The sequence below is a fragment of the Paenibacillus sp. FSL P4-0081 genome, from assembly GCF_000758565.1.
GTDB lineage: Bacteria > Bacillota > Bacilli > Paenibacillales > Paenibacillaceae > Paenibacillus_AQ > Paenibacillus_AQ phytohabitans.
On record NZ_CP009280.1, the window covers coordinates 6,182,166 to 6,204,857 of the forward strand.

23 protein-coding genes are annotated in these 22,692 nt (G+C 41.1%); 13 read left to right on the forward strand and 10 right to left on the reverse strand.

The window, feature by feature from the left end:
• Positions 1-12: 12 nt before the first annotated feature.
• The 8 genes from P40081_RS26265 to P40081_RS39510 all read left to right on the forward strand — a co-directional run bounded on the left by P40081_RS26265 (position 13) and on the right by P40081_RS39510 (position 7,928).
• Positions 13-405 (forward strand): DUF4320 family protein, encoded by a 393-nt coding sequence (locus P40081_RS26265; protein WP_042139153.1) that lies wholly within the window; start codon positions 13-15, stop codon positions 403-405.
• A complete protein-coding gene (locus tag P40081_RS26270) occupies positions 402-941 on the forward strand; it encodes a hypothetical protein (RefSeq protein WP_042139154.1) in 540 nt (179 codons plus the stop codon). The genes P40081_RS26265 and P40081_RS26270 overlap by 4 nt, the downstream gene beginning before the upstream one ends.
• Positions 942-1,058: 117 nt before the next feature.
• On the forward strand, positions 1,059-1,634 hold the full coding sequence (locus P40081_RS36680) for a DUF6550 family protein (protein WP_052422017.1): 576 nt from the start codon (positions 1,059-1,061) through the stop codon (positions 1,632-1,634).
• A gap of 65 nt (positions 1,635-1,699) precedes the next feature.
• On the forward strand, positions 1,700-3,442 hold the full coding sequence (locus tag P40081_RS26280; RefSeq protein ID WP_042139155.1) for a DUF8193 domain-containing protein: 1,743 nt from the start codon (positions 1,700-1,702) through the stop codon (positions 3,440-3,442).
• Positions 3,443-3,460: 18 nt separating this feature from the next.
• A complete protein-coding gene (locus tag P40081_RS26285) occupies positions 3,461-4,141 on the forward strand; it encodes a TraC-like domain-containing protein (protein WP_042139156.1) in 681 nt (226 codons plus the stop codon).
• 3 nt (positions 4,142-4,144) lie between these two features.
• A complete protein-coding gene (locus P40081_RS26290) occupies positions 4,145-4,966 on the forward strand; it encodes a C39 family peptidase (protein WP_042139157.1) in 822 nt (273 codons plus the stop codon).
• Positions 4,967-4,982: 16 nt separating this feature from the next.
• Complete coding sequence (locus tag P40081_RS26295; RefSeq protein ID WP_231575200.1) at positions 4,983-6,797, forward strand: VirB4 family type IV secretion system protein; 1,815 nt, start codon at positions 4,983-4,985, stop codon at positions 6,795-6,797.
• 96 nt (positions 6,798-6,893) lie between these two features.
• A complete protein-coding gene (locus P40081_RS39510; protein WP_052422018.1) occupies positions 6,894-7,928 on the forward strand; it encodes a hypothetical protein in 1,035 nt (344 codons plus the stop codon).
• Positions 7,929-8,337: 409 nt separating this feature from the next.
• Here P40081_RS39510 and P40081_RS26305 read toward each other — a convergent pair whose 3' ends face one another.
• The 6 genes from P40081_RS26305 to P40081_RS26330 form a co-directional block, all read right to left on the reverse strand.
• A complete protein-coding gene (locus P40081_RS26305; RefSeq protein ID WP_042139159.1) occupies positions 8,338-9,897 on the reverse strand; it encodes an IS1182 family transposase in 1,560 nt (519 codons plus the stop codon).
• A 309-nt stretch (positions 9,898-10,206) separates the two neighbouring features.
• Positions 10,207-10,566 (reverse strand): type II toxin-antitoxin system RelE/ParE family toxin, encoded by a 360-nt coding sequence (locus P40081_RS26310; RefSeq protein WP_042139160.1) that lies wholly within the window; start codon positions 10,564-10,566, stop codon positions 10,207-10,209.
• A gap of 4 nt (positions 10,567-10,570) precedes the next feature.
• Positions 10,571-10,741: a hypothetical protein gene (locus P40081_RS38700; RefSeq protein WP_156118695.1), complete on the reverse strand. Its 171-nt coding sequence runs from the start codon at positions 10,739-10,741 to the stop codon at positions 10,571-10,573.
• 344 nt (positions 10,742-11,085) lie between these two features.
• A protein-coding gene (locus tag P40081_RS37830) for an IS5 family transposase (protein WP_197074278.1) occupies positions 11,086-11,861 on the reverse strand; the annotation gives its coding sequence in 2 pieces (ribosomal slippage) (positions 11,086-11,531 and positions 11,531-11,861; 777 coding nt in all).
• A 129-nt stretch (positions 11,862-11,990) separates the two neighbouring features.
• A complete protein-coding gene (locus P40081_RS26325; protein WP_042139163.1) occupies positions 11,991-12,851 on the reverse strand; it encodes a hypothetical protein in 861 nt (286 codons plus the stop codon).
• A 64-nt stretch (positions 12,852-12,915) separates the two neighbouring features.
• Positions 12,916-13,590, reverse strand: a complete 675-nt coding sequence (locus tag P40081_RS26330) for a hypothetical protein (RefSeq protein ID WP_042139164.1) — start codon at positions 13,588-13,590, stop codon at positions 12,916-12,918.
• A gap of 847 nt (positions 13,591-14,437) precedes the next feature.
• Here P40081_RS26330 and P40081_RS26335 point away from each other — a divergent pair.
• Together P40081_RS26335 and P40081_RS26340 are read left to right on the forward strand one after the other, a co-directional pair.
• Positions 14,438-14,782 carry a helix-turn-helix domain-containing protein gene (locus P40081_RS26335; protein WP_197074279.1) on the forward strand — a complete coding sequence of 115 codons (345 nt, stop codon included), beginning with the start codon at positions 14,438-14,440 and terminating at the stop codon, positions 14,780-14,782.
• A complete protein-coding gene (locus P40081_RS26340) occupies positions 14,779-15,309 on the forward strand; it encodes an ImmA/IrrE family metallo-endopeptidase (RefSeq protein ID WP_042139166.1) in 531 nt (176 codons plus the stop codon). The genes P40081_RS26335 and P40081_RS26340 overlap by 4 nt, the downstream gene beginning before the upstream one ends.
• Before the next feature lie 452 nt (positions 15,310-15,761).
• Here P40081_RS26340 and P40081_RS26345 read toward each other — a convergent pair whose 3' ends face one another.
• Positions 15,762-16,544, reverse strand: coding sequence for an IS630 family transposase (locus P40081_RS26345; RefSeq protein WP_156118696.1), 783 nt, complete (start codon positions 16,542-16,544; stop codon positions 15,762-15,764).
• The gene (locus tag P40081_RS26350; RefSeq protein WP_042139168.1) at positions 16,433-16,891 is read right to left on the reverse strand and encodes a helix-turn-helix domain-containing protein; all 459 of its coding nucleotides are present in this window, start codon (positions 16,889-16,891) and stop codon (positions 16,433-16,435) included. Before P40081_RS26350 ends, P40081_RS26345 begins: the two co-directional genes overlap by 112 nt.
• Before the next feature lie 129 nt (positions 16,892-17,020).
• Between P40081_RS26350 and P40081_RS37835 the strand changes: the two genes are divergently transcribed.
• Positions 17,021-17,796, forward strand: a protein-coding gene (locus tag P40081_RS37835; protein ID WP_197074280.1) for an IS5 family transposase whose coding sequence is annotated in 2 segments (ribosomal slippage) — positions 17,021-17,348 and positions 17,348-17,796 — 777 coding nt in all. Because the reading frame shifts where the segments join, the coding sequence is not laid out codon by codon here.
• A gap of 117 nt (positions 17,797-17,913) precedes the next feature.
• A complete protein-coding gene (locus P40081_RS26365; RefSeq protein ID WP_197074281.1) occupies positions 17,914-18,633 on the forward strand; it encodes a hypothetical protein in 720 nt (239 codons plus the stop codon).
• A gap of 511 nt (positions 18,634-19,144) precedes the next feature.
• On the opposite strand, the gene P40081_RS26370 is transcribed toward P40081_RS26365, so the two are convergent.
• Positions 19,145-20,683, reverse strand: a complete 1,539-nt coding sequence (locus tag P40081_RS26370; protein WP_042139172.1) for a DUF5597 domain-containing protein — start codon at positions 20,681-20,683, stop codon at positions 19,145-19,147.
• Positions 20,684-21,171: 488 nt separating this feature from the next.
• Between P40081_RS26370 and P40081_RS26375 the strand changes: the two genes are divergently transcribed.
• Positions 21,172-21,531, forward strand: coding sequence for a hypothetical protein (locus tag P40081_RS26375; RefSeq protein ID WP_042139173.1), 360 nt, complete (start codon positions 21,172-21,174; stop codon positions 21,529-21,531).
• Positions 21,532-21,930: 399 nt separating this feature from the next.
• Here the strand turns inward: P40081_RS26375 and P40081_RS26380 are convergent, their stop codons facing one another.
• Positions 21,931-22,692 carry a glucose 1-dehydrogenase gene (locus P40081_RS26380; RefSeq protein ID WP_042139174.1) on the reverse strand — a complete coding sequence of 254 codons (762 nt, stop codon included), beginning with the start codon at positions 22,690-22,692 and terminating at the stop codon, positions 21,931-21,933.

Here is a 22,692-nt window from a genome sequence, read left to right on the forward strand (position 1 = left end):
GGAGGAAGCTAGGTGTCCATCCTCCGAAGTAAGCGCGGAGAAGGTTACATCGATGTGGTGGTGCTAGTATTGGCTGCCATGTTATGCGTAGCTCTGGTGATCAAGGTATTTCCAGTGTTTGTTGTAAAACATCAACTGGACACTTTCGCCGCGGAACTAGTACGAGAAGCTGAGATATCTGGAAGAGTTGGCAGTGAGACTACAGAGCGTGCTAGTGAATTACAAACTCAAACTGGCCTATATCCTTCAATTTCGTGGAGTAGAACCGGAGAAATTCACATTAATGAAGAAGTAACGGTAACTTTGAAAACCACTGTTAATATCGGACTATTTGGGGATTTTGGCTCCTTCCCCATTGAGCTCACCGCTAGAGCTCAAGGAAAGTCTGAGGTGTATTGGAAATGAAGTGGCTGACTAACAAATCCGGAAATGGCTTTCCGTTAGTTGTTGCCATTGTATTGGCAATACTAATGTTTTCTAGTTTAATTTTTGAATATATGAGACTAACGATTATCGCCAGTGGTGTACGTGATGCCGTGCAAAGCTCCATTATTGCCGTGGTTGCTGAAAACTACAGTTATGTATACAGTAGCCTGCGGCAAAGTTACTCCGGCGGTTATTTACGGTCCGGAAACAAATGGCAGGAGCAGGTATCCACAGGACATATTTATCCTCGGCTACAAGAGAATTTGGGACTGGCCCAACAAGGGACAAGATATGCCAAACTGATTGGAGATCAGGTGGAATATAGTTTATCCGGTTTAGTAGTAACTCTTATAAATGCACCGTTCGCTCCTTCTTCTCCGAACACCATAGAGCAATTCACAGCCGAAGCAGTAATACAGCTAGAGGTGCCACTTTCCTTTGGCTGGGGTCATCTACCTTCTATGAAGGCAGAATTACATGTTAAAGCAGTATATATGCCTCGGTTCAGCTCATAAACTCATTAAAAAATATTATATTAGCTGATTTCATTGGATTTTACAGAATTATACAGTAAAATAGAAGAACGGAATCCTCTTGTAAGAACACAAATATGTTATAAGGAGTCGAGAACGATGAAGCGAAAGATATGGGCTTTTGCCGGAGGAATTGTGATTATTGGGCTTATAGTTACTTGGGCGGCATGGCCTCATCAAGACAGCAGTCAAATAACTGATCCGGCAAATACGATAACCGCATCAATTCCTTCTAAAATCAATGTTTCTGAAATAGAGCCAAGCCCTACTAACTCCCCCCAGAATCTAAGCCCAAGCCACTCCCCCATCTCTGTTGCCAAAATCACCCCTCAGCCTACTATATCTGAAACTCCCATACTTCAACCGGAAAAGGAAAGGAAGAACGTTGAAGTACCTATCACCCAACCTGCAAAAACACCTAAACCTACCCAGCCACCTAAGCCAAAGGTTAAGGTTTCTACAAAACCACAGTCTCCTGCTTCTACTCCAGCTTATGAGGAAAAGACAACTCAGCCTAATAAACAAAAAGATGAACCAAAGGCTGGAGCTAAAAATAATGATGGGAAGGTTTATGTTCCTGGCTTCGGATGGGTTGAAGACCAAGGGGGAGGAACTCAAGTTGTTGAAACCGGAAATGATGGTGATTTGAATAAGCAAGTTGGAGACATGGATTAATATCACAAACATGAGAAAAGACGCGGCGTGTTGCTGCGTCTTTTTTCTTTTGGGAGGCATTGGTTATGAGTCGATTTTTAAAATATATGTTTATACTATTACTTGCGATGACCATTTTCATGCCGTTTATTACAAATGCTGATGGTACTGGTGATGGGAATATTGACATTGGTGGTGGTGGTTTAGGTAGTGGTAGTGGGGAAAACTTTTGGAATACAAACGATGAAGGAGTCAGGGTGACTGTAATAAGATCAGCTGATCAGATGCCGGTATCTACCTCTATTGATTTTACAAATCGCACTCCTCCAAGCTCACTTATTCATTTCGGAAAAGTCAGTAAACTACAGTACAGCAAAGGGACAACTTTAAAACCGTCAACTTCCCCTTACACATATGTACAGCCCGGAGAACGTCTACCTTTCATTATTAAGTCGAGTAAAGCTGAACCGAGTTTAGAGCTCATCAAAAGATATTTTTGTTCAGAGTACATGGCAATTCGGATTGCGAACGCAACAAATATTGACTACGAGACTTTAATAAACGGTAACTACAAACTCCTTATTGAACCAATTGCTTATATCACCTTTCAAGGTGTAAAGATGGCGATGACTGCCCATGAGGCCGCTTTGTACGATCAAATTCTAAATGGCGGCTTACGTTCAAAAATGGTCAGTCTCACTCATCAAAATCTACCATTATCCATATTTTTAGAGACCTCCGACCTTGGCTTCCCCGCTTGGAATGGTTCTACCAGCAGTCGTGTCAGTAACGATCAAATTATTACTTTCCTTGGTTTGGGCATCGTCCGCTTTAATAACGCCCCTACTATCCCTTCCCCCAGTCAGACGAGCTACCAATACCGGACAGATACTGATGTGATTACCTCCGTACATCTTTCCACTGCTGCTGAAATCACACCGGATAATCCTGCACGAGTTACATTTGCGATTTTGGGCAGTACTTACACGGTAACGAACATCGTCATTCCGGAAGGCGATAGTCAGTTGGTTTGGATAAAATGGCACACACCTAGCAGTCCACAATCAGTCTCTATTCAGGTGAGTTCAACAAACGGCACACTAAGTGTCTCTTCTATAACAGCTACTATTGTCGATCTAAACCAGAATCCCCCGCTCAATCCTACTGCCACAGATCGTAACGATTCATTTCATCTCCCTCCAGTTCCTAACTATCCATCAAAAACTACTGCCTCCTGGGGAATCTGGTCGGCTAATTGGCATGAATACTGGGTCTGGATTTCTAACTGGCAATGGCACAGTACCGGAAAGGATACCGGCTATTGGATAGACTATGGATCTTGGAAAGATAGAGGCTGGTGGGAATATATCTGGACTAGCTATTTTGCTTCCCTCTCTGCTAATCAATCAGTCATCCCCGATACTAAATCACCATCTCTTTCCTCAAATAGGATGAAATCAGGATATGGCATCGAAATAACCACCCATAGCACTACCTCTTCTAATGCTCCTAGTAGTCACATCACCGGAGCCCAGCACGCTGTCACCTATTTCCCGGAGTTTTCTTATCGAACCTATTGGCGACTTCATGACTTCAAATCAGGTGGAGTGAACACCATTTTTTGGTTAAAGACCAATGAATACTCAACTTACCTAAGTCGAGTTCACTTTACACCGGTTTGGTTCCCTGATGGACCCTATATTCCAATTACACGCATTCTGGATGCCTGGACACCTGAAGGCATGTTGACTCTTCAACTGCAAGAATCGATTACGATCTCCGGGAACCTATTCTCTGATTGGCATATTGCACCGAAAAAAACAAAATAGAAAGTTGGTGCTGCATTTATGCTGCTGCCCATCATTGTGCTGCTCCTCTGCCTTCTTGGCGGAGGAGCTATTTTATTTCACCTCATGAAAAGTAAATCAAAATCAAAAATCACCACTGATCTTGCCATGCAAACAGCACAAGAATTCGTCCAAGTACAAGACATTCATGGGAACTTCCTTCATACACAAGACGGTTGGCTGATGAGCTATGTACGGATCTTCCCGATTAGCCTGGATTTATTGAGTTCCTCTGAAAAGCAGATGCTTATCAGCAAGCTAACAGCCGAATTATCCTCTTTCAACTATCCATTTAAGTTTCTTGCGGTAAGCCGCCCTGTAGATATTTCCCCTCTAATTTCAGAACTCAGTGCCTTACTCTCTACTGCAGACCCTAAGCAGAAAGAACTGCTCCGGCAAGAAATGCTGGAGATGAACACGCTCACTCTCTCAGGTGAAGTAGTTGAGCGACAATTTTATTTAATCCTCTGGCAGCGACAAAATGACGGAACTGAACGGGACCTCTTGGACAAAGCTAAACGGCTTGCTCAGCATTTTGAAGATGGCCAAGTGCAAACCCAACTTTTAAAACAGCAAGACATCGTTCAGTTATGCAACCTAGTTAACAATCCCTCCTACACCCACCTCGAAACGGCAGAACCTGAAAATGTGATTCCTTTTCTTGCGAAGTTGGAGGTGTAGAATTTGGACCCCTTCACTGCGAAGTTACTTTCCAAAATAGCCCTGAAAATCGCCTCCGACGAACAAGCTCGCAAACAGATGCTGATACTGATTTTAGCTCCGGCAGCCACCTTGTTAGTTCTCATCGCTATGGTTCTACAACTGCTTACCTCCCCCTTGGAGTCACTCAAAATATGGCTCTCGGCTGATGAAACTCCCATTGTAAATGAAATGCGTACCGATTATGGTTTCACCCAAATTCTACAAAATACCGACGAAGGATACGTGCAAAGTCAGGGACAGCAATATGATGGAGTAACGTTTAAGGATGGAAGTCGTGAAGTTGTCTACTACAACCAAATGGACTCCCGTTGGGCAGATAAACCCTATGGTCCCAGGGACACCATTGGCGTATCCGGTTGTGGTCCAACCTCCTTATCAATTGTCGTTTCTACCCTCACGAGTAAAAGGATCGATCCAGTCACTATGGCTAATTGGGCATATAACAATGGTTATTTGGCAGAAGGAACCGGTAGCTACCATAGCTTAATTCCTGATGGTGCTCAGCATTTTGGTTTAAATGTTCAAGGTGCTGCTCAAAAAGACCAGCAAACCATGATTAATGCCTTATCTAGTGGAAAACTGGTTGTTGCCATTATGGGTAAAGGTCACTTCACTTCTTCAGGGCATTTCATGGTCCTTCGAGGTGTCACCTCTGAAGGCAAGATTCTTGTCGCCGATCCAGCCAGTCGAAAGCGAAGTGAGCAAGAATGGGATTTCTCCATTATTTTGAACGAAGCTCGAAAGAATGCAGCAGCAGGTGGCCCCTTCTGGATCATAAGTTGAAAGGAGAACTGATATTTTGAAACCCACATCTCCATCTTTATCTGTGAATCCTTCGCTTCTAAACGCAATCACTCCTATGGGCTTGGAGTTTTCTCGTAACGGCCTTGTGATTGGTGAACAAACAGCTAAAATGTATGGAGTCATTCAGTATCCTCCCAAAGCCGATGTCGGTTGGCTCTCCACTCTAACCAATATGCCGTCTACCATGGTATCCATCGGTTTTCAACCTATAGATAATAGCGCCTTAATCTCAGCAATATCCAAATCCATTACACAAAATCGAAGCATGGCCGACAGTGCTAAAGATCCTCTCACCCGTCAACGAGCAGACAAGGCGGCTACCGATGGTGAGAACATTATGATGCAGATCGACCAAAATGGTGAAACGGTTGGTCTTATGAATGTAATGGTCATGCCATTTGCGGAAGATGATAAACAGTTCACTCGCGCATGTCGACGTATTGAAAATACTTTCAGTATGATGCGCTGCAAAATTCGAAACCTGGCCCATCTTCAAAAAGAGGGCTTTCGTCACCTATCCCCCATGTACCCGGCACAAGATCAAATTGGGGATATCCTAAATAAAATCATGCCAATGAGTACATTCGTTGGAGGCTTTCCCTTTGCAAGTTCTGGCTTCAACGACGGAACTGGTTATTATTTCGCCAAGGACGCTAGCGGCGGATTGGTTATCGTCGATACATGGAAACGCGGCGGCGACCGAACCAATTCAAACATCGTCATTATGGGCGTAGCCGGCGTAGGTAAATCTACAGCTGTAAAACATGTAGCACTTAGTGAATACATGAAGGGTACCAAAATTATTTTTATTGATCCAGAATCGGAATATAAAGAGCTTTGCCAAAGGCTAAATGGCGACTGGATTAACGCCGGCGGTGGATCTAATGGTAGAATCAATCCACTGCAAATTCGCCCCGCTCCACGCGATGAAGAGGATGAGCAATTTCCGCTTTATAAAGATGAAGGTCACGGTATGTCCGACATGGCGCTTCATCTTAAGAATCTGGAAATCTTCTTTAACCTCTACATCCCTGACCTGACCATGATGCAAAAAGCTGTCCTTAAGCAATGTTTGATTGAGTTGTATAATCAGTTTCTAATTACGTGGACCACAGATATTACGAAACTAGCCAGCACCGACTTCCCTACTTTTTCTGACCTCTACGCTCTGATTCATGGCAAGGAAAAGAAGCTTGGAGATGAAGTGTATAAAGAGTTGTCCCTACTATTGCATGATATTGCACATGGTGGGGACTCTTTTTTATGGAATGGTCACAGTACCATCCAAACCCATAGCCGCTGCATTTGCTTGGACACCCATACCCTACAGAATACATCTGAGAATATTAAGCGAACCCAATACTTTAACCTCTTATCCTGGTGCTGGGAGCAAATGTCTCAGGACCGGACTGAGCGCGTGCTGCTGATCTGTGATGAGTGTTATTTGATGATTGACCCTAACGTCCCGCAGAGCCTAGTATTCTTACGAAATGTAGAGAAACGCGCTCGAAAATATGAAGCCGGCCTTGCGATTATCTCTCATAGTATCGTGGACTTTCTAGCCCCTGAAGTCAAGATGTACGGGCAAGCGCTACTGGATATACCTTGTATCAAAATACTGATGGGGACAGACGGGAAGAATCTTCAAGAAACACGAGAGCTTTATAACTTAACAGATGCAGAGGAAGAACTTCTGGCCAGCAAGAAGCGTGAACATGCTTTGTTGATGATTGGTTCCAAGAGGTTGCATGTCCACTTTGATATCCCGGAATATAAATTTGCTTATATGGGAACAGCAGGAGGACGATGACTATGGACAAAAAGAAACAGCTTATTGAGCTTTTCTTCTATATGGGTCTAGTGGTCATTGGGATTATATTGTTATTCATGAAGGAAGGGTAAACTCATGATTCTGTATCTGACTAGTAGTAATAAAGTTAATCTGCTTGATTTTATTGAGGAAGAATTGGAACTGCCAGTAAAGAAGCTAATCGGGTCGTTTTCTCTCAATTCCTTTGTAGTCAAAGATATGCGGTTCTATAGTCATGTTCGCTATTTAGCAATTGACCGTGAAGCAATAAATGAGACTGACGAAGAAATGATGCAAGCACTTTTATCTTTTCAGATGATGTATGAAATGCGAATCATTGTGATTTCAGAAGGACTGCCAAAGAGCAGTCCTTTCTTAAAAGAGCTGATACAGGCAGATATTCAAAATGTGGTTACAGCCGAAACAATAGACATGATTCAAGATGAGCTTCGAGAGTGTTTTTCAGAAGTGGGAATGCATCGGGTTAATTCTGCGGGTGAGCCAAGCTCATTAGAGGTCATGCATCAAGCATCAGCATTGGGGGAAGTAACTCATTTCCATTTTAACTGTACTAATATTGTAATTGCCATAGCTGGATGTGACCGACGAGTAGGTGTCACCACCACGGCATTTAATCTAGTCTGCTGGATTAATGCTCATGGTGGGACTGCTTGTTACGTTGAGGAGAACAGTAATAACCATCTGGCTCATATCATTCAATTATTTAAGCCTGAAAAGTCTGGAAATGCGTATATCATGGAAGGTTCCGATTTCTACTTTACAAAAGAGTTAGATAGAGATTATAACTTCATAGTAGTTGACTGCGGAGTATTAAGAGAGAAGATAATTCAAGACGGCTTTATTAACTCTGACATTCGACTTCTTTGCAGTTCAGCGATGCCTTATGAAATAGTAGAATTCTACCGAACTATGGAACGCTGTAAAGATCTTTCAGTTAAAGCACTCGGAATATTTGTTTCTGAAAATATTAAACAGTATCTCTCCCAAACAATTAGTCAGGATATTATTTATTGCAACAGTACTCACGATCTATTTGATTCAAATGCAAATAGTGAAGTGTTTAAGAGATTACTCCCACGAAATATAGAGTTAAATAAAATAAGGTCATAATATTTCCTAGGAATTTTCAATTGAGTGCCAATGATACAACCATATCTATTGTGTTCTCTATTTATTGGAAGTTAAGAATAATAGCACAACCTTATTCACTTATTAAGTTATTACACTCTCTTGCTTTATAATAAATCAAAATCTCAAATACAGCCTAACTACCTATTTTACTCACAAAATAAACTTCAAATTTTCAGATTCTCTGTTTTAAATTATAAAATTAGACATAAAAACCATATTTTCCGCCGACAATAACTACTTCGGATTATTTAATTCACTGGGATACTTGTTCTTAACAAGAGTATAGTTCATAAAAAAGGGGCTGTCTCATAAGTAGATTTTCAAAAAAAGAAACGGCCCATATTTATTCAAGAGGCAGTACAAAGACAGCAAGGCCGCGATTCTCCTGTTATTGGAGAATCGCGGCCTTGCGTTTTTGGTCCACCGTGGCTTGCTTCAGCATATTATGGGCAAGCGAAAGCCAACCGACCTCAAGCGTCACTTTTTCCATGCCGCGAAGCAGAAAGCGCCGGAAGCCCCGGTTGTTCTTCAGTTGTCCAAATACGCTTTCCGGTTCCGTCATTCGGCGTACGGCTAGGGCATAACCTTCTTCGCTTCGCAGGATGTCCCGAGCCTGCTTTTGGTACCGCAGCCTCTCCAGACTGACAACCACTTCCCGATTTCCTGCTGCCTTGGTGCAGCGTTCCTTCAGCGGACAGTCTTCGCAGCTTTGTCTTCGGTAATGACGTTTGTGAATTTCATATCCGCTTTGTAGCGTCTCCTTGCTCTCTTTGCGGAAATGCAACGTTTCCCCAGCTGGGCACGTCCATGTATCCTTGGTTTCACTGTACGTCCAGTTCTCCACCTTTCCGATATTCTCTTTCCAAGCTTTACTCTTTTCTTTGTGGTAGCTGCCGTATTTCACGACCGCTTGAATCTCTTCCTTTTCCAGATAGGCGTAGTTTTCTTCACTGCCGTAACCTGCATCCGCAATTACCGCCCTAGGAAGTTTACCCAAGATCTTCTTTGCCTTTTCCATATGCGGCTGTAAACAACGGGTGTCCGTAGGTCTCGGGTGTAGACTGTATGCTAAAATAAACTGGTTTTCCGTTCCGATTTGTACATTGTAACCCGGTTTGAGTTGACCATTTCGCATGTGGTCTTCCTTCATCCGCATGAAAGTCGCATCCGGGTCGGTCTTACTAAAACTGTTCCGGTCGCCAAGTAGCCTCTGGTACTGTTCGTACTTCAGTAATCTGGGCAGCAAATCCTTCCGAAGCTTCCGAACGGCTTTTTTCAGAAGCTTGTCTTTAGGTTTGTCCAGGAGCTTAGACTCCAGCACCTGGGTCAGGGTTTCCAGCTTCTCACTGTTCATCTCACAAGATTCACCGAGTTCGGCGAGGTCCTTTCCCTGGAACTCCTGTTCTTCTTGGTGCTCCGCCGCTTCAATGTCAGCAAACAGAGTGTGTACCTTCTCCTGTAATTTCGCTTTGTGTTTGCTGACTGCCTTGCCCCAAACAAAGGTGTAGCGATTGGCATTCGCCTCGATCTTAGTGCCGTCCACAAAATAATGCTCCAGAGACACGTATTTTTCGTCAGCCAGAAACTGAAGCACGGCGGTAAATACCGTTTCGAGGACATTCCTCATTCGCTGGGAACGGAAGCGGTTAAGAGTGCGAAAGTCGGGTCGCTGCCGTCCGGCCAGCCACATGAAAGGAATATTCTCTCGCACGGCTTTGGCGATTTGACGAGACGAATAGATACGCTGAGTGTAGGCGTAAATGATGACTTTGGTGAGCATTTTAGGATGATAGCTGTCGCGGCCGCCGCCGGGATAAGCAGCGTCAAAGATGGAGTCGTCCAGCCGATTCACGGCTGTATTAACGACACGAGCGAGGTGGTTCGAAGGAATATCTTCTTCGAGATCCATTGGCAAGCAAAGTTGGTCCATGGTATATTGAATGTACAAAGAAACCTCTCCTTTGAAATGGTTGTGTGGTAACTCCATTTTACCAAAAGAGCGGTTTCTTTTTTGCGTTTTTTTGAAGAATGTATTCGTATCCCGCTTAAACAGCGGAGAGGACGGAACGATTGTGGAAAAGCGATAGCGTTCGCCTTGGTCTCCGGATTTTCACCGCAAAGGGGAATGAAAAAAATCTGGAGAGCACAGCGATTGGAACAACGGTCCGTTCGCGGAGCGTCCTCACCGAGCGCAAATGTCTATCCAACTCCAAAACAAGGGGCGTCCAGCCATTTCATGGCTTATGGGACACCCCCTTTAGTCTTTGCAGAAAGTATTAATTATATCAGATATTTCATTTGCAGTTATATTATCTTTATCTTTTTTAGAATAAATGGTCAAGAGATAAACATCTTGGTCATTCTTTACTACATAATAAACGATCCTGTATCCTGCACTTTTGCCAACTCTCATATCTGAATTCGCAGCTCTAACTTTATAAGAACTTTCATCTTCTGGTAATTTTAAATTTTGTATTTCATCACCAATAAAATTACCTTTTTTCAACTCCTGAATAATCTCATTAACATCTTCATCTATTTTCTTTGCTTTGCGTTTTTTCTTATAAAATTCTAAATCTTCTTCAAAAACAGGGGTAATAATAATATTAAACGACATATGCTCACTCTTTCTCTTTTTGTTCCTTTATATAATCATCCCATGTTTTTCTAGGTTGTTTGCCTTGACGAATTTGTTTCATATCTTCAAGAGACTTCTTTAAAGATTCGGCAGGAGTAGTAGGACGTTCTATAATTGCTTCCATTTTTTCTTCCTCCTTGTTGTCTTTACCCATTTAGACATTCACCTCCTACTTAAATCATAAATGATCTAGTATAAAGTTAATGTCAAAACGTACAATACAACTATTAAATATTTCTGTCGAATATAATAGGAATAAATCTAATAGATTGTGAGTATAATCCTAATGGTAGGAACTATGCATTTGTTTAGTTAAAGATGTCGATTTATGTTGGTATATTTATACTAACATAAAAAGAGCACTATTACCATATATAAGGATCTTATACACAACTAATATTAGGTAAAAGTGAATTTTATATGTTAATAGTTTAAATAACCTAAGCCGCAACTAAATTAGTTGTGGCTCAAGTTTACTAGGTCGTGTCTGAAAACTCTTCATTGAGTCAATTTGAAAATGGCAGCTACGTATACAAAAGCCAGGAATGACTTGGCCAACTTGTCGTAACGAGTAGCCACACGGCGAAAGTGTTTGATTTTATTGAAAAAGCACTCCACTAAGTGGCGTTCTTTGTAGCGGTACCAATCGACTTTCCATGGGTTTTGACTATTCGTTTTAGGCGGGATGGTGTAGGATGCCTGCTTAGCTGTAATCCAATTCCGAATCGCTTCTGAGCCATAAGCTTTGTCGCCAAGAATATGACTTCCTGTAATATCAAGCTTCTGAAGTAAAGCGATCGCTGGAACGGAATCGTAGACTTGACCACCCGTCAGAAGAAAAGCGAGGGGGTTTCCTAATCCATCGACGACGGTGTGAAGTTTGGTTGTCTTTCCGCCACGACTGACGCCGATGTGCTGATTCACTTCGTGTCCTGGGGCGTTTATTTAGCACCAGCACTATGTTGATGGGCTTTGACCGATGTAGAATCAATGCTCAAGTTTTCAAAGTCAGGTTCGACCTGAAGAGTTTGGAAGATCGCGACAAGCAGTCCGGTATCTCGCCACTTGCAGAAGCGACTGTAGACCGTTTTCCATGAACCATAGCGTTCCTCCGGTAGATCGCGCCAGGCAGCACCACTTCGAGCGATCCATAGAAAAGCGTTAAACATGGTTCTTTCACTTAATTTTGACGGACGTCCTGTTTTGTAGGGTGGAAACATGCCCTTAATTTGTTCCCACTGTTCATCGCTTATTTCGTACCGTCTTTGAATCATGCTTGACGCCCCATTCGTTTTCTCAAATCTTACCATGTTATTTAGTTTTCAGACACATCCTAGAAAACATTGAAAGACCGAATCTCCCTATCGCGTGATGTTTTTTGAAATGTTCATTTAAACTATTATTTATTGTTTGGTTTCAAATATATGTTCGAAAGTGGCTGTATTGTTCTCTATACCTTTTGATACCCACTTAAACAATAATCCAGAAGAAAGTAACAAAGAAACCGCACAGACTAAAGCAGTAATCGTTATGAGTCCCGCAGGTGTTGAAACAAATCTACTTGTTTTTCTAACAAAGAAAGCCGACACTCTTCCTCCCCTTGCTAAGTACTGATTAACAGCAAACATATGAATTAACAAATTCAGCAATAGCAAATTCGGAAATTGAATGAATACGAACCCTAATGCATAATAAGAAAATTCTAGGATTCCTTGCATACCCACTACACTTATAAACTCTGATATTGAACTAATCTGTGGCAATCCCGATAACTGACCACTCATAAGTTTCAAAGTAAAAAAATCTACTATTACTATTAAAAATGAGATTACTGTCCAATACTTGTTCAAATTATCGTATTGATTATCTAAGTAAAGCTTAATTGCAACTGTCACTGTACTTGCTAATCCCATAACAATAAAGCTTATAGTGTAATTCATTAAAACCACATGATATTTATAAAAGAAAAAAGCAGCTATCAAAGCAACAAAAAAGTAAATACCTAATGGAGTTTCATCGTCATTAGATTTGGAACTTGATTTACTTGTATTTGGGCTGTGATTAGAGGGGTAATGATTATGCGTGGTATTCATATTTTGAGTAATAATTTGTAATACTTGATTAATTCTCGTTCCATTATGGATATGAGGATCACTATTTTTGGGGGTGAATAATAATCCCAAAAATACACCAACAAAAGCAAAGACTATATCTTGGATAATTCCTGAAAAATGATTGACTATATAATCTGAAAGTGCAGACATGTTTTCCCTCCCTTTGCTATAAAAACAAATCCCCCACAAAAGTATGTGAGGGACTTATTTTCAACTAGCCTTGGATTCCTTCCGTATGGTTATAACGGATTGTGAAGAGAGGATCCAATTGGTAGGCAAACGTTACAGCTTTGCGATTAACATTAGGCATTTCATAGACAAGTTCCGTGATTTCAAGACCTTGCAAGTCACGCCCTTGCGTAGCTGTTGTATCAACCTCTACAAAGCGAGGGAGAACAACAGAAACTTCCACACGACTTCCATTAGGCATTCCAAGCCCATCAAAAGGCACACGAATCTGCAACTCATACGTGTTAGGAAGACCCTGAGTGGTGAATGGATAAATTTTATATTCATAAGTCAATTCGTATAGATTTACAGAGCCAGAAACGGGAACAAGTGTAGATTTTTTAAGGATTGAAAGAAGAAGAAGCTTGGCTGCATCTTCAAGAGTTCCGGCAGGGTTTCCATTAGCAGCTTCTTCTTGAATATCCTCGGTTCCTTGCAGCAGAGTACTCGCTTTAAAGGGAGTAACTTCAAGGTTTTGAAGACGAAGCAACTCCAAGATAGCTGGTGGTGCTGTCACACCACTCGGAACATAATATTCATCTGAAATCGGTTCATCAGTTTTAATGGTTGTCTTTACAAGAACCGTATCAAAAGCATTGCCATTGTAACGAGAAGTGCCATTAACAAAAATCATAACGTCTTGCAATTGAATGTTTGCCATGAGTGAAATCTCTCCTTTTGATTGAAAGAATTTCCACTTATCATAAGCAAGTCCGAATTATTGTTGAACCAATAAGTTCTTTATTATAGTATCCACAAATAACCATAATCACTCAAAAAAACATTGATTGATTATTACGTATACGCTATTATAAAGATACTAATTTGTTCATTTTCCACCTTAAGATGCGCTAACATCTTTTAGGTGCTTGGACTGAACCCCATGATAAGTGGTTGGTTCAAAACTCTTTTCTATTGAAGACTTCGTTGAGTCTTCTTTTTTTATTTCTCTTTTCTTACCCCTTTAAAAGGTTCAGGACTACTTGTTTTTTGGTCGAGTATGCGTCCAGTTGTTGTATCGCGTTTAGCCCAATTTCCATTAGGAGTTTGGAACTGACTGCGCTGCCGAACTTGTCCTACTCTCCCAGCACCAGGTTTGCCGTTTGTCGCCATATGTATCACCACCGCTCTCCGCTAAAGGCTGGGATATCTTGCCTAAATAAATACTAGCATATCCCCTTTTTCCATGTCAATACTATTTGATATGAATAGATAATAATGTTATCAACCCTTAACATTTACGGGTTTATAACCGATAAAAAGGGTGAATGAATAGTATTACACCACTATACATCTTTATTACTTAAATTTTTATTGATATAATATAAATATATTGACATTTCACTTTACTTTCGATTGTTTCATGGTTTGTGTCATTGACAAAACTTCGAGGTGAATAGATACTATAGATGAAACTATATTTTCTTTTACAGATTATAGTTTCTATAGATATATTAAAAACTCTCTTAAAAATAACTCAAAGGAAGCGATTAAAATGGGGAATAATTATGATGAACGAAGAATTAATTTATGGAGAAATAGGAAGAAGAATTCGTGAGGCAAGAGAAGAAAATAAGCTAACTCAAGAAGACCTAGGTAAATTAGTTAATTTAACAAGAACCTCTATTACAAACATTGAAAGAGGTAAGCAAAAGATTCCCATTGATAGTTTGTATTACTTTGCAAAAATTTTAAACGTCAATGTTTTTTCTTTGTTACCAAATGAAGGATTTCTCCTTAGTAATGTAGAACTACCTGGTAACGAAGAAGAATTACAACAATTTACTCCTGATGTTTTGAACTTCGCAAAAAAAGTATATGCTAATTCAAAGAAAGGTGAGGGAGAATCATGAGTGTTCGTACCGCTGAGAAACGTGCTGAAAAACTGTTGAGCGAGTATAGAGTCACTGCCCCTCCAATTAATGTAGAGTCTATTGCAGAAAAGCTAAGTATTGATATTCAGTATGAGCCTTTTGATGGTCAATTATCTGGAGTTTTAATTAGAGACAAAGATACTGAAACCTACGTAATTGGAGTAAATAAGAAGCATCCTATAAACAGACAAAGATTCACTATCGCTCATGAAATTGGTCACTTTTTATTGCACGGAGGACATAATACTCACATCGATACAGCTATAACAGTAAATTTCAGAAATTCACAATCATCTAATGGAACACGCAATGAAGAGATTGAGGCAAATGCATTTGCAGCCTCTTTATTAATGCCTGAAGAAATTTTAGAAGAATATATTGAAGAACACTTTGATGGTTATATTGATTATAATGATGACAAGCAAGTCCAAACTATTGCGGAAGATTTTGGTGTTAGCACACAGGCTTTAATGATTAGATTAGGAAAACTCAATTGGTTTGAATAATAATTAAAGAGAGAAGAACTATCAAAATTTAAAAATTGATGGTTCTTTTTTAATTTTTATAGACATTTTTTAGTGAATCTATGAATTGTCAGTGTATTGATACCAATATTTAAGATATCCTGTAATTTTTTTCTTTTTCCAGTGAATAAATCAAAAAAATTTTCTCCCATTGATTCTTTACTCTTACAGCTTCGTATCAATTCATCATATTCAATTATACTTTCATATCAATCCTAAATTCGATTAGTTGATTATTTACCATGAATACTCAAGTTTTCGCCTATCGCCTTGACAATGGAACACTTACAAAAAAGCTTCAGTTTATGGGGGACTATGGAGTAGAAATAGACAACAGAGGACGCCTCCATCAATAGTGGAAGAGCTACAAAAGTGAAGATGATTGGGATTTAGCAGAAGGGGTTTTCACCTGGAATACTAGTACCTTGACCGCATCAAATTTCAGGATACAAATGTTTCAATTTCCCTCTGGCCATTGGAGTGGTGAAGTGCCACTCCACGGATTTTTGTGCCTGATTCCGGTCGATTTCCCATGCCGTGATTTCGCGTTGCAATTGTTCAATAGAGCCAATGCGCCGATCCAGACATTGGATCGTCATCGAGCTCAGTTCAATTTCGGCCATGTTTAACCAGCTCCCATGCTTGGGAGTGTAGTGGATTTCTAGGCGTTTCGCTAAAGTTAAGGCCTGTTCTGGCGGAAAGGCTTCATACAACGAAGAGATCGTGTGCGTGTTCAAGTTGTCCATCACGAGCCGAACACGTTTCGCGTCTGGATAGTGAGCGTCCAGTAATTCCTGGATTTGAAGTGCCCAATCGACTTTGGTTCGTCTTTCGCTGGCCTGTACGTGACGCCATCCGGCTAACGGCTCCGTAAACAAAAACACACTACAGCTCCCCTTTCGCACGTATTCATAATCTTCGCGCTGCACTTGCCCAGGTTTAATCGGCTCGGATGGACGAGAATCGTCCAGAAGCTGAATCGGCTGTTCGTCCATACAGATCAGCGGAATTTCAGGATCGTAAGGCAAGGCATAGGTCTCCAAAACATCCTCCATTCGAGCAACAAATTCGGCGCTCGATTTCGGAGGAATGCACCATTGTTTCTTTAAGTGAGGCTTAAGTTTCGTTTTTTTAAAGTAGCTCGAATGGTCTCTCGTCCCACCGATTCCATGATATTTAGTTCGATGACTCGGTGCGTCAACAGACGAACGGTCCAGCGAGCATAGCCTTCAGGTGGCTCAGAACAGGCCAATGCTATGATTCTGGCCTCAAGTTCTCCTGTAATGATCGCAGGACTCCCTGGCTCCTGCCGCTTTTGATAACTCAGGGTAGCCTCCAAGCCGCGGGTACAATAACTTTTCACGGTATGGTGGATCGTAACGTCACTGACACCTACTCGCTGAGCAATCTCCATCTGCTTGGGAATGGCTCCTTGACTTTCATCGACCAACATGAGGATGAGACAGCGATTTCGTATTCCCCGAGAAGTCTCCTTCGTATGAAGTAGCTGCTGGATCCGTTCGCGTTCTTCGTCGTTCAGTTCAACTACATATTTTTTGTTCATTGGTAAGCCCCCCCATTTTGACTCTATATGGAGAGCTTAAAGGTAAAATTATCCTTGGTCAAGGTACTAGGATGTGTCTGAAAACTAAAAAACATGGTAAGATTTGAGAAAACGAATGGGGCGTCAAGCATGATTCAAAGACGGTACGAAATAAGCGATGAACAGTGGGAACAAATTAAGGGCATGTTTCCACCCTACAAAACAGGACGTCCGTCAAAATTAAGTGAAAGAACCATGTTTAACGCTTTTCTATGGATCGCTCGAAGTGGTGCTGCCTGGCGCGATCTACCGGAGGAACGCTATGGTTCATGGAAAACGGTCTACAGTCGCTTCTGCAAGTGGCGAGATACCGGACTGCTTGTCGCGATCTTCCAAACTCTTCAGGTCGAACCTGACTTTGAAAACTTGAGCATTGATTCTACATCGGTCAAAGCCCATCAACATAGTGCCGGTGCTAAAAAAACGCCCCAGGACACGAAGTGAATCAGCACATCGGCGTCAGTCGTGGTGGTAAGACAACCAAACTTCATACCGTCGTCGATGGATTAGGAACCCCCCTCGCTTTTCTTCTGACGGGTGGTCAAGTCTACGATTCCGTTCCAGCGATCGATTTACTTCAGAAGCTTGATATTACAGGAAGTCATATTCTTGGCGACAAAGCTTATGGCTCAGAAGTGATTCGGAATTGGATTACCGCTAAGCAGGCATCCTACACCATCCCGCCTAAAATGAATAGTCAAAACCCATGGAAAGTCGATTGGTATCGCTACAAAGAACGCCACTTAGTGGAGTGCTTTTTCAATAAAATCAAACACTTTCGCCGTGTGGCTACTCGTTACGACAAGTTGGCCAAGTCATTCCTGACTTTTGTATACGTAGCTGCCATTTTCAAATTGACTCAATGAAGAGTTTTCAGACACGACCTAAGTATTTCAGGTAAGCCAAATCCAAGATACTTTAAAAAGGATGATTATAGGCACTACCTTTATTTCCAAAAATATTATGTTTCAAGAATGTCTGAGTTGATTTTAGCGCAATCAAAAGAAGTATTAATAAAGATGTTTGAGCGTTTAATGTGTTTTTGTGACCATCTTTATTTTGATGAACTTCAAGATTTCATGGGTAAAGATTTTGAACTTTTAAAGCATTTTATTAGTGAACCTAATTTAGACGTTTTCGCTGTTGGTGATTTTCATCAGCATTCGGTTAGCAAGTCAGATTTTACAGCAAGTAAACCATATTTAAAAAATGGTAAGATATATTTGTCTAAAAATGAATACAAACTCTTGTTCAAAGGAAAGGCAACTATCGATGAAACAACATTGCTTAAAAGCAGACGTGTACCAGCAATAATATGCACATTTATTAATAGTAAACTTGGTATTTACATTGAATCAGCGAGTCCAGTTCAAGGACATTACGAGTTATTAGAGGATGAACAAAAAATAATTCATACATTAGAGGATTCTGATACTGTAAAGTTATTTTATAACAACAGTACCATGTACACTTGTTCACCAACAATAAATTTGGGGTATTCCAAAGGTGATACATACAAAAAAAGCTGCATTATTCTTACAAAAACCTTTGACTCCTTATTTGATGCAAACTTCTCATGTACCCACTTATCACCATCTCAAATAAATCCTCTATATGTAGCTATGACCAGAGCTACACATGAACTGTTTTTCATTAAAGAGAAAGACTTCAAAAAAATAAAAAGTAAGTACACTGGTTGTTGAAACCAGTGTACTTACTGAAGCCTTTCAATAAATTGATTAAAGATCATAAGTGACATCGTATTACGATGTCAAAAAAATAAACCACTCACGATCGATTCCGATTCGAATTGGTTTATTTTTACGTTATATATTTAAATTGTAGTTTCCGATTGATCACACGTAAAACAACACATTCAATATTTAGCGGAACATCCGCTAGTCCCAATTTTTTTGATATATTCCCTGGCTATTCTATAGCTTCTTTTCCTGCGGATACTTTCTTTCTACCCGTCAAGAAGGATCTTTGCATCACATCCGTAATTCGTACAGGTACCGAACACCTTGTCCTCTTCTACGAAGGCGACTTTTTCCCCAGCATGAGCTAATGTCATGATTTTATATCTGTTTCATTAACCAATTCTGTTTGCCTATCATTTTCATGCTCCCCGCAAAAAACCTTCAGGAAAGTATAACATGTTACTTTATCCCCTCCCTTTCTAGGACTACTAATTTCGCTCAAGTTCATTCCAAGTTATTGATATTGATACATTTCCACGCACAATGCTGCAGGATTGCTTCCGATTTTCAGCTTATATGCGGCTTCGTCACCATTAAGAACGCGTCCACGAATCCATTCATTTTGTACGAACTTTCCTTGCTCGATTCTTATATAGCTCACCTTACTCGAATCTCCGCGTTTCGGTAAAAACTCCACAGAAAATCCGATCCCGGCCAAAATAAATTCATGGTCGGATACTTCAATAACCAGTCCACCTGATACAGGATGCCCTTCCTTTAGACGATTGTAGGTTACTTTAATATCATATTTAGAGAAGGATAAAAGACTTCCCATATCATTATATTGAAGAAATCCAGTCATTTTCCCAGTTCCCCGATACTTTTGAAGAACTCCCGTCATATTTCCTAACAGCTCATAACTGCGTGCAAGATAAGGCCCCGTTCCATTTCGTTTAAAAGCGGCTAAATCAATATTAAGATCCATCATGATAGCCATATCAATTTCCTCTTCCGAAGGCGGTGCAAGCATATCTTCTATACCGAAAGGAGCAAAGCAAAGGGCATTATGCTTTCCGATCGCATAAAAAACATTCGTTGCTGAAGAGATATCCCGTCTTGCTTCCGGTATAAAAAGGGGGTTTTCGTTATTTGCTGTATATTCCGCACAAATTTCTGCGAAGTTGTTCACATATATATCTGGCGCATATAGACAAATGGTCGGTGCGATAGCCCTCCACAACGTCATTACCTTTGCAATGGGTCCTCCGCTTGGATATGTCCCAGGCCTCCAAGGGAATTGTTCCAACCATGAATTTACAAATAGCGGTAATGGGAATACCTCGGAGCCTGCACTTGCTATTTGTTCGATCGCGTGGGCGTAATGATACGCCATAAAGTATTCCGCAGCATCTTCTGCAAACGCTTCCTCCCATGTTCCGCTTACTCCGTAAATGGCTTCAAGCTCTGTGGGAATCCGGCCATTAAATTCAGCATTCGCATGCTCAGAGTAATCCCGGTCGCTTCCAAGCAAGCCCATTTCATTCTCCACCTGTACCATGATTACTGTATGCTGATCTCCGTCTATCTTTTTTAGGTGACTCATAAGTTGCTTGAACGCATTAGCATCAGCTTCAACCGCTTCTTTGCACAATGGTGAGATAGTGGTTGAAGATTCATTATTTTGATTCACAGCACGGAAGTATGTCTTAAAATCTTTTTTCACCCAGCCAGGAGCATAACTGGAAAGTCCATTTTTCCATAAACCAAACCATAATAACACTAATCGCAAATTTTCTTCCCGTGCTTGTTCAATGATTCCATCCACCAACTGAAAATCAAATTCTCCCTTTTTAGGCTCAATCAATTCCCATGAAACCGGCAAGATTACCGTGTTAAGATTGAGTTCCCGCAGATATGGCCATACTTTTTCCTTCATGTAGTTTAGATCAGAGGAACTGGAATTATGAATTTCACCTGCCAAAGCAGTGTAGGGTTTACCGTCTACATAAAGGGTAAAGACCCCGTCTTCTTTGATTAATTTGGGCAGTGTCATTGTATTTTCTCTCCTTTTAAGAATAATTTAAAAAAATATTTTTAACGACTCTGAAAATACTAGGTCTATCTGACTGGAATATTAATTGTTATGGGGGTGCATCCTTCTGCGGATACTGTTACTGTAATGACTCCTGCTTCTTTTTTAGAACGGACAACCGCGAGTACTTTCCTTTTTATCAGAGCTTACAGCTTTCGGGTCTCTCTCCTTCGTAATCATTACATCATGCGGTCAAGTTACCGGTTGTGATATTCCAGGACGCATGTTGGTGAAGCTTTTATGAGGTCCCACATTCCAGTCATTTTGAAAGTCAATCTAATCATCTTCATCATCCTTTCTTTACTACAAATAAACTACAATGCTAAAACATTCATATTCGAATAGAAAACTAGAATATATTTATTCTACACATTATGAAGACTCTGACGGTATACATATGACGACTGAATAGATATCCTTTTCCGACTTGATCACATCCAGCATCAGCGGTGTGGGTTCCAGACTATGAAGGATGGCTGAAAATTGCGGATGGTCTGTATGCGAGCGAATGTGTTATAGATGCTATTGGACCAGAGCCGCAAATTTATAAAGACTATCGTGCATCCATGAGGTACCAGCGTGATGCCTTTGATATGGACATGGGACCGATTGAAAACTGTGTAGTTGAAGGCAATACAGTTGCATTAGACTACAGAATGTACATGACTCCTAAAATAGATATGGACAAAATGAAAAAGGGGCATACAATCGTCCTTAAAGTTACAGGATTCAACAAATTCGACAATATTGAAAATTATGACATACCCATGGTAATGCATTTGAAATTAATTGCAACTGCTTTAGAGTAATCAATGAAAAAAGTTAGAGATCGTTGATACCCAAATTCATATTGGACCTGGTGGAATTAATGAAACACTCGCAGCCATGGATGCGATGGGAATACAAACCGTTGTAATTGATGAATATTGGTTAAAGGATTATTTGCTTAACAGGAACCAGCTTTGTGTTAGATGGAGTGGAACCGGTAGTTATGGCTACCGGTTCCACATCCTTGGATAATCTTAGCGGCATATTGGAATAGAAGGATGTATCTTTCCACATCATCAAAGATGCCTTGCATCCACGTAAAGCGCTAGAGGCCATCTATGAGGGTGTACAGGTCGGGCAAATGTTTTAAGACGCATCCTGCAGCTATGGAGCTATAGTAAAATCCACAATCCTATTGGGTTATGGATTTGTTGGATATATTAATAGGCCGTCCAGCCGCCGTCCGCTGCAATCACGGCACCATTAACAAAACGGGAATCCTCAGAAGCAAGGAAAAGGGCGACGGTTGCAATCTCAATCGGTTCCACTGGCTCGTAACGCTGAGTTCCGGCACCTTCCCTGAACGTCTGCATACCTTCCTTGTCGATGTTTCCCAAAGAGTTGGCTATTGGGGTCCGGACACCTCCGGGTGCAATGGCATTACAGCGGATCCCGGACTTGGCGTACATATAACCCACATTCTTGGTCAGGCCTACCAGGCCATGCTTGGCAGAAGTATAGGCTACGCCTCCCTTGCCCCCAGAAACACCTGCGGTTGAAGCGATATTGACGATCACACCTGTACCTTTCTCAAGCATGAGCGGAATCGCAGCGCGTGTAGTTCGCATCGGGCCGGTCAAGTTAACCGCCAGTACCCGATCCCACAAGTCATCCTGTAAGGAATCAATTAGTCTGAAGCCATCCATAATACCGGCATTGTTCACGAGAATGTCTACGCTTCCGAATGTATCCACGGCCTTGGCGACCATCGCTTGGACATCTTCTTCCTTCGTCACATTGGCAACTACACCTAGGGCTGTTCCTCCCGCCAGATTGATGCCTTCCACCACCTCAGTGATAGAATTCCCATTAAGATCCGCAACCACAACCTTGGCTCCTTCTTTTGCATAGAGCTCTGCTATAGCTCTCCCTACCCCTGATGCCGCACCTGTAACAATCGCTACTTTATCTTGTAATTTCAT